Genomic DNA, 13,252 nt, shown 5'->3' with positions numbered 1-13,252 from the left:
AACTCTGAAATTTCCCTAAATGCCTAAAACATTACTTCTCTTTGTTGTTTGTTTATTTGGTGGCTCCCTCATGGCGCAGTCTTCCAGTATTCAACCGAATACTGGTAGCCAAGGACAAACTTTGCCCATTATTATATCGGGTCAAAATACCCAGTTTCAATCCGGATCTGCGACGGTACAATTGCAGTACAGTCAAGGTTCCTTTACCATTAGTCAAGGCAGTATTACTGGTTTTTCCAATATTCAGGTAAGCAGCCCAACGCAAATTACCGGAACCTTAGTAGTGCCCCCTAATGCGCCTTCAGGTAGCTATAATTTATTAGTGATGACCGGCGGCAGTAATACTATCAATTTCGATCCATCAGCTTTCACCGTGCAGCCACCTACTAGTAACTTCATTCAAGTGCAGCCCAATGGTGTGAAGCCGGGGAATACCCTCAATGGAATGACGATTTCTGTACCGGCAGGTTCCTTTAAAAATGCCATGACTGGAATTCAGAATGTATGGCTAAGTAAAGGGAATTTGGTGCTCGAGAATTTTAGCAATATCGCGGTACAAAATGCCAGCACTTTCACTGCTGACTTTAGTGCTCCTTCTAGTGTGCCTCAGGGTATGTATGATATGAATGTTTTGGAAAACAGCGGAGCCATGCATGTAACGATTGCTGCTTTTGAGATTTCGGATAATGTGAGCCTGGTGGAGCGTCCGCTTTTCAACTTCAGTTATTTCCCTAATCCTGCTCAGGATTACTTAAAGGTTTCCTATGCTGAAGCAAGCACGCAAACCAGCTTTGAGATCTTAGATTTAAATGGTCGCCTAATTCAGTCTTATACCGCTGAAAGCACAGAAGGTGAAATGAGCTTCTCCATTAGTGATCTAGCCAAAGGCATATATGTATTGCGTGTAAAAGAAGCCGGCACTGTTCTTACGGTTAAGAAGTGGCAGAAGAACTAGCTTATAGTTTTAACACTACAATATTAAAGACCGTCTCGAATTTTATTTGGGACGGTTTTTTTTTGGAAGAAACTTGAGGTTTCTTCAGTATTTAGTAGATAGTAATTAGGTCGGTCGCGAGCTCCCTGTTGGATTACATTTCGACTTCGGTAATAGATTTATTCTTTCAAACAAAGCTGCCACTCGAGTAAAGGTGAAATTCCTGTTTTCGACTAAGTTGATGTTTAGAGATTTCTCTGTCTCACGATTTCATAGAGGACCGCTCCGGCAGCTACAGATACATTGAGCGAGCCTACCTTTCCCAGCATGGGTAATTTCACCACTTCATCTGAGGCCTTTAAGCGTTCAGGAGCTACACCTTTATCTTCGGATCCCATAATTAAGGCCAAGGGTCCGGTGAGATCCGTATCGTAGGATAGTTGATCAGTTTTTTCGCTGCAGGATACCACCCGAATGCCACTCATTTGAAGCCAGGTAACTGTTTCATTGAGGTTACTTTCCTTGCAAACGGGTAAGTGATTGAGAGCACCCGCCGAGGCTTTCATTGCATCCATATTAAAGGCAGCAGAATTGCGCATGGTAGTTACCAGAGCATGGGCGCCCACGGCATCTGCAGTACGAGCAATAGCCCCTAAATTCCGTACATCACTCACGCGGTCCAGAATAACAATCAGTGGGTCTTCACCTTTTTCCCAGGTAGCTTGCACCACTTCTTTAAGGTCTACACTTTGTACCACACTAATCGTGGCAATTACCCCCTGATGATTTTTACGGGTAAACTTATCCAGACGGGTTTTGGGAACTACCGTATAAGGTAACTTATGTTCCTTGATCACACCCCACAATTCCTTGAAGAGCGCCCCTTGTAAGTTTTTCTGAATGTAAATTTTATCGAGTTCCTTTCCTGCTTCAATGGCTTCGAGAAGGGGCCTAATACCACATAGGAGATCGGCTTCGGTATTGGAGTTGGTCATAGTCATCTTGTTCGCGACGAATATCTTTCGAGTTGTAGATATGCCCTCGGCGCCAGGCTTCAATTGCTTGACCCCAGCCATAACGATACTGATTGGATCGTTCCATCGAATAGTCGTTATCGCTGAAAGGATTATCTAAATGCAAGAAATTGAAATAATAGGAGAGGGAAGAGTTCTCATTACCATATACCCAGGCCTCACCAGTGGAGGAACGATATACCGCATTGGGTGGTCCATAGATAATGTAAACAATGCCACGGTCGGTTTTCCAACCTTCTAGATAGGAGCTAAAATGCTTATTAGCTTCTTCCACTCTTTGGTAATATGCTGCTACCAAAGATTTAGCTCTTTCTGAACTACCCCCTTTGCGAATCCAAAAATCATCAATCCACTTTCTCAAGGCTTCCGGCTGATTCATTAAAGCTTGCATCTCAGCATACTCTTTTTGCGTAGTGAGATAGCGCAGGGGTTCGGCCATTTGTTGATGATTTCCAACCAGTGGAAAGCCCGGATAGAAATATTGAACGGTAAAGCCCTGCCACTGACTGGTATCTAAACGGAAATGGTAAAAGCCTGGTTCTCTGAAACTCAACAAATGATTGGTGGGAACCAAAAAAGTAGTGTCAGGTTTAATATCAAAGGATTCATCCTGACTGCTGGAATAAGGCGGCAAGGCCAATGGGAATTCGCGTCGGTAATGGCTTACATAAATCTCCTTATTATCTAATAAGCAATGACGGATTTTAAAAGGCAATCCTGCTGGAATATGGCTTTTAAAAAGCAAGCGATCATTGCTATCCAATAATTCGAAATAGCTGGGAGAATTGTAATTACTATTGTTAATCCACTGGAAATTAGCCTGACTGCTACCGCGATTGAGATCGTAAACCTTTAAATAAAGCATGGCTTTTTCAAGATCCTCCGGCATATGTAAATTGAATTGCCCTTCCAGAATTTCATTTTTCACTTTGGGAACCCGATGATCGATATGCACCCAGCCACTGTCTAAGAGGGTAGTGCTTTCGATAGATGGCAAGAGGCGGTATTCAATTTTTATACGAGCCTCATAATCGGATTCGTCGGTAGGACGAGAGAAAAGGAAGTTGTCGCTTTGTACCTGATAATGCACTTCAAAGAGCGTATCACTAATAGGATGAATATTAAACTTCGGGCGTAAGCCCACTTCCTGTTTATTATAGAGATAGGAAAGATTATTGGTTTGCAAGCCTTCGGGGCCCCGGCATTGCCAGAGTCCTACAAATAGTAAAGCAAACACTAATCTTTTATACATGGTAGCAAAGTTAAGTATTAAGCCTTAGGCTTAGAAACGGTTTACATAGGCGAGGTGAATTTTTCCAGCTCTGAAATCGTAGCTATCCAAATTACTCTGACCCACTGCCAGAAATAACGAGAAAATTCCTCCTTTCGTTTGAAAGTTCAGGCCTAAGCCAATGCCACTGTGTCGATCCCATAATCCTCGGTTCAGAGCCTGTCTTTCGGCAAATCCCAAATCAGCGAAAGCACTAAGATAGTCGTAAGAGCCTAACATATAGCGCAACTCGGAACGAAGAATTCCATAGGCCGGACTAAAAAAGGTCCATTCATTAAAACCTCTTAAGCTTCGCAATCCGCCGAGTCGAAAAACTTCATTGTCTTGCAAATTTGGTCCGCTTAAGCCTGCACTTTGAATTTCCTGATGCCAAACCCAGCGCTTATAGGGGGCAAAATATTGAAAATTGGAATGCCAGGCGAATTGCCGACTTTCCACCCCTTCACTTTGCCTTTGACCACTGCCTAGGCTTAATTCCAAAGCATAGCCTTTACGTGCTACAATAGCATCGTTGCGTCGGTCAATATCAAAGCCCAGGTTAAAACGAAGGGTTTGCACCGATTTGATTAAACGACTGTCATCGGCTATTCCCAAGGGCTCGGAACTAAAATACGTAAGGCCTAAGCTAAAGTGAGCCGCTTGAGCCAATCGATAGGGTAGATTCAGATTAAACTCCTGACGTACAAAACTGCTGTCTTGGCGAAAGATTTCAATTTGGGCCGCTAATCCTAAAGGGCTATTAAATAGGTAGGGATATCGAAAACCCAATTCAAATTCCTGTGCCTGGGCTCCCGGGCTTTGCCAACGCAGTTCAATACCTTCTCCACGATTAAAGAGGTTAAGTAGTTTTAGTTGAAAATCACCGGTTAATTGCGTGTTTCCTTCGTCATCGGTATTGAGGCCTAAAACCCCATTAATAAGATTGGAACTGCGTTTTTTTAAATATAAATAGAGTCGAGCTTTATTGGGGAAAAAGGCTACCGCCGGGGCTCTTTCCATTTGAAGGTAGGCCGTTCGACCGATATAATCCTGTAAGTTTTGAAGGTAGAGATCGCTGTAAGGGCTAGCTTTTTGCCAATTGATTTCCTGATAGAGCAGAGGCAGGTGTATATCATCATAGCCTAAAACAACAATGGAATCGAACTGAATAAAGGGACCGGAATCTAATTGCAATCGAGCGTTTAAATGATCATCAATAACCTGATAATCCATCAGCCGAAAGGCAGCAAAAGGATATCCCAAATTGGATTGTTGTCTTAATTTCCGACTTAGTACAATCCGAAAATTGGAATCGTTTAAGGCCAGTGCATCCGGATGTTTGTAGTCTAAACTATCACTTCCATTTAGGATTTTCAATTCACCAATTTCCAGCTTGTTGCCGCTGTAAAGGCTGTCGCCCTTCCAATAGTGTAGCCAAAATCCCGCTTCTTGAATTTTCCAGCGTAATTGTGTGGGGTTGAGGCTGTCTTGCAGGGTTTGTTCCAGCTCACGCGTCCAACTGGCTTTGGGGCTAATGACGCTATAGTCCTGGGCTTTTAGAACCAAGCTTAGCATAAAAAGCACAAATATGCTTAGAAGTCGACCTGCCATTGAATAGCCTTAGAACCTTGTTTTTCGAGAAATTGATTGGCTTGGGAAAAGGGTTTACTACCAAAAAAGCCTCGGTGGGCCGATAAGGGTGAGGGATGAACGCCCTCCAGAATAAAATGTTTTTCGGCGGGAATGAATTTTTTCTTGCCCTGGGCATATTTACCCCACAGAATAAATACAATCGATTTTTGACTATTGGCTAGGTATTCGATGAGTGCATCGGTAAAGGTTTCCCAACCCCAATTCAGATGCGCTCCGGCCTTGCCATCTTCTACACTTAAACTAGCATTAAGCAATAATACTCCTTGCTTTGCCCATGGACTTAGATCACCACTAAAGGGAGCGGGGATATTAAGGTCAGCATGCAATTCTTTAAAAATATTTCTCAAGGAAGGAGGGAAGGCCATTCCAGTAGGAACCGAGAAGGCTAAACCATGCGCTTGCCCTGGGCCGTGATAAGGGTCTTGGCCTAAAATAACCACCTTACATTCTTCCATTGGGAAAAATTCGAACGCTTTAAACCATAAGCTGCTGGGAGGATAAATAGGAATTGTAGAATTAATGCTATTAATTTTTCGCAAGAGTTCTTGGAAATAATCCTTTTTAAATTCAAACTCCAAAAAAGGACGCCAGGAAGGATGTGCCTGTTGGAGAAGGTCCTGATAGAATACCACAATCGGCATTTTTGAGTTAACAATAGAGGAACTGTGGTTAGCTATATTTGGCTAACTTTGTTGCAATCTATCTTAATTACTCTTTAATCAAAAGAATTATGAAAAAAGTATTGGTAGCAGTGATCTTAGTAGCGGGGGCTTTAGCAATAACTTCCTGTGGTGGAGCTGAAAAGTGTCCTGCTTATACTGCAGTACCAGAGGCTGGGGAGGTGAATGTCTAAGGATGAATATCCGGACATTAACAGATCCCGCACAGTTTGAAGAGATAGATCAGGTTTCTGAGCAGGAATTTGCCATCATCTTTAAGCATTCTACTCGCTGTGTAATCAGTGCCATGGCATGGAACCGCTTACAACGCGACTGGGATGAACATCTTTCCGATTTACCGGTTTATTTTTTAGATTTGATTAAGTATCGGACAACCTCCGATGCCGTGTCTCGTCATTACGGCGTAGACCACGAATCGCCTCAGTTGATTTTACTTAAGGAAGGCCGAGTTCAATACCAAACCTCCCATAATGGAATTAACGTTAAGGATATAAAAGAACTCGTAAATGGCTAAGATCAGAATCCTGACATTCATGCTCCTATTCGCTTTGTCGGCACAGGCACAGCTGGATACGGATGCGGATTTCAAGCGTCAGGTTTATGATCGCGCCTATACCGGAGGAATCAATTTTCACAGTAGAGGATATGGCCTAAATGGTCGTTACCTCAAATTTTTGGATGGCTATAATGCGGCCGGTCTGGAAATTGACTTGGTGAAGCTCAGACATCCAAAAGAGACTATTTCATCGGAAGATATTTTTAATAATTACCGCGGTTTTGTAAAAGGCCGCATTAATTCGTTTTACAGTGTTAGGGTAGGCTATATTCATGAGCATACTCTCTTCGATAAAACGGATCAAGGATCGGTATCTATTTCTTCGATTTTCAGTGGTGGCCTGTCTTTGGGCCTCTTAAAGCCTATCTACTTAAGTGTGGATGAGTTTGGTCCGGATGGTGAATATTACACCAGTATAATTCGCTATACCGGAGAGACAAATCCAGCCAATATTAATGGTGAGGCAAATTTTTTAACTGGAATTGAGGAAACCAAATTAAAACCTGGCGTCTATCTAAAAGGTGGGATAAGTTTTGACTACCAATTACTGGATGATAAAATCACCAGTGTAGAGGCCGGAGTTATCTATGATTACTTCTTTACAGAAGTACCCATCTTCTTTGAGGAAGATCGGGATATCAACTGGAGTGGATTTTTTCAGTTGTACATTACAGTAAACTTTGGTTATAAACTGAACTAAGGAAATGAGTGAAGTTTTAGAAGCAAAATCTCCTGTTCGGGAGAAGGGGGCTATTAGCACGGGCAAACCTAAATGGTTGCGCGTAAAATTGCCCACCGGACAGAATTATAAAAAGGTACGCAGTCTGGTACAGAACTACGATTTGCATACCATCTGCGAAAGCGGAAATTGCCCGAATATGGGCGAATGTTGGGGAGAGGGTACAGCCACCTTTATGATTTTAGGCAATGTTTGTACCCGCAGTTGTGGTTTTTGTGCCGTGGCAACGGGTCGCCCGGATACCGTAGATTGGGATGAGCCCGAAAGAGTGGCGCGCTCCGTAAAATTGATGAAGGTTAAGCATTGCGTGCTTACTTCGGTAGACCGTGATGATTTGCGGGATGGTGGCTCCATTATATGGAAAGAAACCGTGCAAGCGGTACGCCGAATGAGTCCGGGAACTACCATGGAAACCTTGATTCCCGACTTTAAAGGCGAATGGCATAATATCGATCGTATCGTAGAAGCGGCTCCCGAAATTGTGTCTCACAATATGGAAACCGTGCGCCGCTTAACTCGTCAGGTACGTATTCAGGCTCAGTACGATCGCAGTTTGGCTGTACTCCGATATTTGAAAGATCAGGGCTTGCCACGCACTAAATCGGGTATTATGCTCGGCTTAGGCGAAAAAGAAGAAGAAGTTATACAGTCATTAAAAGACTTAAGAGAGGCCAAGGTTGACATCGTTACTCTTGGTCAATATTTGCAACCTACTCCAAAGCATCTCCCTGTACAAGAGTTTGTTAGACCGGAGCAGTTTGAGAAGTACAAAGAAATTGGCCTGGATATGGGCTTCCGTTATGTTGAAAGTGGACCTTTGGTTCGATCTTCCTATCATGCGGAAAGACACATGTTTTAAGCCAAGGTTAAGTATTTAGAAATTATATTTGTCGCACAGCATAAATCAAACGGAAAACGAATGAAAAGAGGATTACTTTTCTCCATCGGTGGCTTAATGCTAGCTGGAGCTTATATCTGGATGAGCCCCGCCGAAAAGAATTATTACGAGCCTCGCGAGCAGAGCCTGAATGAAGCCAGTGCTCAAGGTTACGCGGAGTATATGAGCAGGATTAGAAGAAACCCTGTTACCGGTAAAGTTGAAGAAGCAGATGTAATTGCAGCACGCGAACAATTGCAGCGTATGGCTAAAAACTCTTCTTCCAGCTTGAGCCTGCAGTGGACTGAGATGGGACCTAATGATATGGGTGGTCGTACTCGTTCGCTCCTTTTTGATAAAGATAATCCCAGTAAAATGTGGGCCGGTTCTGTAACCGGAGGTATTTTCCATAGCCCTAATGGCGGTCGTAGCTGGATTCCAGTGGATGATCAAATGGAAAACTTAGTGGTTACTGATTTAGCTCAAGGAGCTGATGGTGCCATTTATGCCAGTACCGGAGAGAATTCTTATTTATTCGTAAATACCTTAGACGGTGCCGGTATCTTTAAATCTACCGACGGCGGCCTAACTTTTAGCCAATTAGCCAGCACCGATCCTTCTCAAAACCCTAATGAGGGTTGGACTGAAGTAGGTAAAATTGCTTGTGACCCTAATAATGCCAATCGCATTTACGTGGCCAGTTCGGATGGTTTGAAAATCTCGAATGATGGCGGGAATAGCTGGACTACTGAAATTAGCTCTGGAACCGGTCAAGACATCGTAGTAACGAAGTCGGGTACTGTTTGGGCGAAAGTGGGACAAAGAATTTGGAAATCTACCGATGGTAGCGCCGGAAGTTTCAATGAAATCACCCAGACGGGTGGAAATACTGCAACTAGTATTGGTCGTACTACCGACCGTATGAAGATTGCCGTTAGCCCTTCCGATGAAAATTATGTATACGTGTTAGTAACTACCGGTCGTATTTTCGATCGTGTATACCAATCTAAAGATGGTGGTACTACTTGGTCAGTTATCGGAACGCGTTCTGCTTTATTAAGCATGGTTGATCAATCACCTTTTGCTGTGATGATTGGTGTGGATCCAAAGGATAAGGAGCGCATCATTGTGGGTGGTTTAACTATGTGGGAATGGTCCAAGGATAATGGTTGGTTCCAAATTGCTAGCCAGAACTCAGGCTCTACAAACTTTTATGTACACGTAGATTTACACGAGATTCAATGGCATCCTACCGATAGCAATACCATATACGTAGGTAATGATGGTGGTATTTTTAAATCAACTAACGACGGCTTTAGCTGGACTGAAGAGAACAAAGGTTATGCGACCATTCAGTTCTACAAAATGGCAGTTGGCTTCGATGGAGTGATGACCGGCGGTACTCAGGATAATGGTACCATTAAAATTGACCCAAATTCCACATTACCTAAAGGAGGCGTGCGTACCATTGGTATTACTCAGCCAGACGGATCTGTATTTGATGGTGATGGTGGCTATACTGCTATTTCTCACTTGGATCAAGAAGTACGTTTCAAAGCCCGTCAGTACGGTCAAATTGGACGTTCTATCAACTCTGGTGATGAATACTCTTATTTCTACAATAGTAGAATGGCTGGTCGTTACAATGCCTTCAGCTTTGCTTTTGCAGACTTCGTAACCCCTTACTTATTATGGGAGAAATTGGAAGATCGCAATAGTATCGACTCTATTGCTTTTATTGCTGATACCATTAAAATGAGCTACGGCTTTGGTAATGGTAATCCCCGCTACTCCAGCCAGTTTACTAAGCCTCAAAGTTCAACTAAGTTTGTACCTGAGTCATTTGTGGTAAAGGCCGGATCTCAAGTAGTAACCTCTGATGCCAGTGGTACCTTAAGTGGTGATGGTACTGGTACTTTTGATGCAGTTACTGGACAGTACACTGTTGAGTTCAATAATGGTACTTCTTTGGAAATTCGCGCTAGCGTTGCTACTTCCTATGATCCAGGTGCAATCATCATCATTCCAAGTGAGACTGGTGATATTCCTATTACAGAAACTATTACAAATGGTTTGAACCCTAGCGATACCTTTATGGTGCAAGATCCGGTTCAATCAATGTTTGCAGTTGGTTTAACTGCCTATACCAATGCTAGTGAGCCTGGAAACTTAGGCGGTGGTGTTTGGTTAACTCGCGATGTATTGAGCAACCGCACTCAAATCCCAGAATGGTGGCACATTGGAGCCTTAGCTAATGGTGAAACTCCATCTTGTATGGCATTCAGCCATGATGGCGACGTATTATTTGTAGGTACTAACTTTGGTCGAGTAGTACGTTATTCGAACCTAACCAATGCTCGTACCAAAGAAACTGCTGATATTGACATCAACTATTTAGTGAATCCTCCAGCCGCAAGCAATGCAGTGATAAACGATCGCGTGATTTTCAGTCAGCCTAACCGTTCTATTACTAGCATTGTAATTGATACTGAAGATCCAGATCGTTTAATTATTACTTGTGGTAATTACGGAACCAACTTGAATCACGTTTTCTACACCGAGAATGCTCGCTCAGCATCTTTGAGTACCTCAGGATTTGTGGCTAAGGATGGTAACCTACCTCCAATGCCGGTAATGGATGCTGTGATCAACTACAATGATCCAACTGGTGGTCAGGTGATCTTAGGAACTGACCTGGGTGTGTTCACCACTGATGATATTACTGCAAGCAATGTTAGCTGGACCGCTGAGAATAATGGTTTAGCCAATGTTCAGGTATTCGACCTCTTGCAAACTCGTACAATTCGTTATGACCTTGTAAGCAATACTGACTTTGAAGGAGCGATCTACGCTGCTACTCATGGTCGTGGTATCTTCCGCACTGGCTCTACTTCCGATTTTGTAGGTATTGATGAACCTAAGCAAGCTGAAGTAGCCGCAGTTGAGAAATTGGAATTATTCCCTAACCCTGCTCAAAACAATGTAAATGTTGTTCTGAATCTTGAGAATCGCAGCGATGTGAAAATCAATGTTCGCGATATGAGCGGTAAATTGGTGAAATCAGTTTCCTACAATAATCTACCTAGCGGAACTGAAAAAGTAAGCTTCTCAATTCAAAGCCTTAAAAACGGTAATTATGTAATTAGCGTAATCAAAGGTCAAGAGGTTAAAACCGGAAAATTGGTGATCGTTCACTAAGCTTTCTGAATAGATATTTAAAAGCCGCCTCGGTACTCGAGGCGGCTTTTTTGTTTTAACAATGGGGCTAATGTTGAAATCTATTTTCGCATTCCGACCGTATTTTTCTGGCTACCTTCGCGGCCTCACCTCTCAACAAAATTCCCTATGGTTCGAATAGCAATTAATGGATTCGGACGCATCGGACGCAGCTTAATGCGGGTTCTGGTGCATGAACCTCAGATTGAGGTTGTGGCAATAAATGATTTGGCTTCGGCCGAGAATCTGGCCCATCTCCTTAAATACGATACTACTCACCGACTTTTCCCAGAGGATATTCAACTGAATGAAGAAATTCTAAACGTTGGTAAGCATAAAATTCAGCTTTCTCATGAAGCTCAGGTCTCCAATTTGAATTGGAAAGATTTAGACTTGGACCTAATCATTGAATCTACTGGTAAGTATAAAACCAGTGCCCATCTTCAAGATCATTTAAAACAGGCATCCAAGGTAATTTTAAGTGCTCCACCCCAGGATGATATGAAGATGATAGTAATGGGGATTAACGAAGAAAGCATTCAGGCTGAGGACCGCTTGCTTTCGAATGCTTCTTGCACCACGAATAGTGCAGCACCTCTAATTCAAGTGGTAGAAGAGCTTTGTGGTATCCAACATGCTTTTATCACCACCGTGCATAGCTATACTACCGATCAACAATTGCAGGACGGCCCGCATAAAGATTTTAGAAGGGGCCGAGCTGCCGCCGAATCTATCGTGCCTACCACCACAGGAGCAGCCAAGGCCATAACCCGCATTTTCCCGCATTTACAAGGCCTTATTGGTGGTGCGGGTATTCGGGTGCCAGTTCCGGATGGAAGTTTAACCGACATCACCTTTACCGTAAAAAAAACCGCCTCAGTTGAGGCGGTTCATAATGCTTTTAAAGCGGCTTCCGAAGGGAGACTTAAAAACTATTTGGGCTATACTAACGAACCGATTGTTTCTCGGGACGTAATCGGGAGTACCTATTCCTCTTGGTATGATGAGGAGCTTACCACTGCCTTAGGCCCTATGTTAAAAGTTGTAGGCTGGTACGATAACGAAATGGGCTATTCGCACCGCCTGCGTGACTTAATTCTTTACTTAAAGGATCGCTTCTAATAAGGCAGGTAATTCAGCTGGATTTACCTCTTTCTTTATGATGTTCCCATCGCGGTCTACTAAAACTGTGTATGGGATGCTTTGGATTGCATAGGTCTGTCCGGCTGAGCTGTTCCAGCCTTGAAGGTCGCTCACATGATTATCCCAAACTAAACCGTCTTGTTCAATAGCGGCTTGCCAGTCTTGAGCTGGGCTTTGTTGGTTGGGTAATCCATCGAAAGACACACTTAAAATAGTAAAGCCACGATCTTTAAATTGATTGTAAACTTTTACCAATTGTGGGTTAGTCATACGACAAGGACGACACCAGGCAGCCCAAAAGTCAACCAAGACTACTTTTCCTCGCAAATCAGAAAGGCTTAGGATTGAACCATCGGCTTTAGGTAATGAAATCTCAGGAGCTGGTCCACCCACGGCAATAGCATCCTGACGAGCTTTCATAGCTTGCGTAGCGGCCATTTGCTCGCGCATTTTTTCCAATTGAGCATGGAATGTGGTAGCATGCGCATTATTAGGATAGGCGGCTTGCAGAGCAGAATCCACGCGATTAAAGTATTCGCTGTGATCTTGAGCCCGTACAAAAGAATTATTGTAAATATTCAATTGGAAAATGAAGAGGTTGGCGATATTGGCAGGATCCTCATCAATTAAGCCCAGATATTTAGCAGTCCCTGCATCAATGATATTTTCAAAGTCTTTCTGAGTACGACGAACAATTTCCTGGCTATTGGCACTATCCTGATATTGTTGACGTAGCATAGATAAGCTATCTACCTGATCAATATAAGCTTGGAAAGAAGTATTAATCAACTGTAAACGCTCACTTTCCTTATTGCCTTTTAGGTTGTAACCGCGATTTACCTCTTGAACCATAGGCTCCAATTCAACCAGAATTTGCTCTGTTCCTTTGGTGAAGAAAGGAATGCGCATGCCATCATCAGTACTAATCAAATAGAAGTTGGCGCTGTCTACCGCAAAAGTGAGTTCGAAATTCCCGTCCTCAGAATTTAAGGTGTCTACAGCAATAGGATCGCTGGTTGCGGGGAGCTCTTCAATAATAATTTGCTTAACTCCGGGGGCGCTAATGCGTAAATCGGTTTTGCCTTCCTCTGTTTGAGAACAGGCACTTAATAAGGTGATGAACAGACTTAGACTAACTAGTTTTTTCATG

General features: G+C 43.1%; 11 protein-coding genes. 6 read left to right on the top strand and 5 right to left on the bottom strand.

All coding sequences use genetic code 11. The features are described from left to right. The first annotated feature begins 19 nt into the window (after positions 1 to 19). Entirely contained in the window at positions 20 to 955 is a 936-nt protein-coding gene (locus H4K34_RS01295; protein ID WP_210759034.1) for a T9SS type A sorting domain-containing protein, read from the top strand. A gap of 224 nt (positions 956 to 1,179) precedes the next feature. Here the strand turns inward: H4K34_RS01295 and rlmB are convergent, their stop codons facing one another. The 4 genes from rlmB to H4K34_RS01275 are packed head-to-tail and all read right to left on the bottom strand — an operon-like array spanning position 1,180 to position 5,532. Then, on the bottom strand, positions 1,180 to 1,929 hold the full coding sequence (rlmB, locus tag H4K34_RS01290) for a 23S rRNA (guanosine(2251)-2'-O)-methyltransferase RlmB (RefSeq protein WP_246452169.1): 750 nt from the start codon (positions 1,927 to 1,929) through the stop codon (positions 1,180 to 1,182). After that, the gene (locus H4K34_RS01285) at positions 1,886 to 3,220 is read right to left on the bottom strand and encodes a GWxTD domain-containing protein (protein WP_210759032.1); all 1,335 of its coding nucleotides are present in this window, start codon (positions 3,218 to 3,220) and stop codon (positions 1,886 to 1,888) included. Before H4K34_RS01285 ends, rlmB begins: the two co-directional genes overlap by 44 nt. Positions 3,221 to 3,250: 30 nt before the next feature. Further along, positions 3,251 to 4,849 carry a BamA/TamA family outer membrane protein gene (locus tag H4K34_RS01280; protein WP_210759031.1) on the bottom strand — a complete coding sequence of 533 codons (1,599 nt, stop codon included), beginning with the start codon at positions 4,847 to 4,849 and terminating at the stop codon, positions 3,251 to 3,253. Beyond that, complete coding sequence (locus H4K34_RS01275; protein WP_210759030.1) at positions 4,831 to 5,532, bottom strand: uracil-DNA glycosylase; 702 nt, start codon at positions 5,530 to 5,532, stop codon at positions 4,831 to 4,833. Before H4K34_RS01275 ends, H4K34_RS01280 begins: the two co-directional genes overlap by 19 nt. A 214-nt stretch (positions 5,533 to 5,746) precedes the next feature. Between H4K34_RS01275 and ytxJ the strand changes: the two genes are divergently transcribed. The 5 genes from ytxJ to gap all read left to right on the top strand — a co-directional run bounded on the left by ytxJ (position 5,747) and on the right by gap (position 12,081). Beyond that, on the top strand, positions 5,747 to 6,085 hold the full coding sequence (gene ytxJ, locus H4K34_RS01270; protein ID WP_210759029.1) for a bacillithiol system redox-active protein YtxJ: 339 nt from the start codon (positions 5,747 to 5,749) through the stop codon (positions 6,083 to 6,085). Beyond that, positions 6,078 to 6,827: a hypothetical protein gene (locus H4K34_RS01265; protein ID WP_210759028.1), complete on the top strand. Its 750-nt coding sequence runs from the start codon at positions 6,078 to 6,080 to the stop codon at positions 6,825 to 6,827. Before ytxJ ends, H4K34_RS01265 begins: the two co-directional genes overlap by 8 nt. A 4-nt stretch (positions 6,828 to 6,831) precedes the next feature. Then, a complete protein-coding gene (gene lipA / locus H4K34_RS01260; protein ID WP_210759027.1) occupies positions 6,832 to 7,725 on the top strand; it encodes a lipoyl synthase in 894 nt (297 codons plus the stop codon). A gap of 60 nt (positions 7,726 to 7,785) precedes the next feature. Beyond that, positions 7,786 to 10,941: a T9SS type A sorting domain-containing protein gene (locus H4K34_RS01255; RefSeq protein WP_210759026.1), complete on the top strand. Its 3,156-nt coding sequence runs from the start codon at positions 7,786 to 7,788 to the stop codon at positions 10,939 to 10,941. Between the two features lie 147 nt (positions 10,942 to 11,088). Beyond that, entirely contained in the window at positions 11,089 to 12,081 is a 993-nt protein-coding gene (gene gap / locus H4K34_RS01250) for a type I glyceraldehyde-3-phosphate dehydrogenase (RefSeq protein WP_210759025.1), read from the top strand. Here the strand turns inward: gap and H4K34_RS01245 are convergent. Next, positions 12,064 to 13,251 (bottom strand): TlpA family protein disulfide reductase, encoded by a 1,188-nt coding sequence (locus tag H4K34_RS01245; RefSeq protein WP_210759024.1) that lies wholly within the window; start codon positions 13,249 to 13,251, stop codon positions 12,064 to 12,066. The genes gap and H4K34_RS01245 overlap by 18 nt on opposite strands. Position 13,252: the final 1 nt, after the last annotated feature.

Origin of the sequence: Croceimicrobium hydrocarbonivorans, from assembly GCF_014524565.1 — a bacterium.
Taxonomy (GTDB): domain Bacteria; phylum Bacteroidota; class Bacteroidia; order Flavobacteriales; family Schleiferiaceae; genus Croceimicrobium; species Croceimicrobium hydrocarbonivorans.
This window is presented reverse-complemented; position numbering and strand designations above follow the sequence as displayed.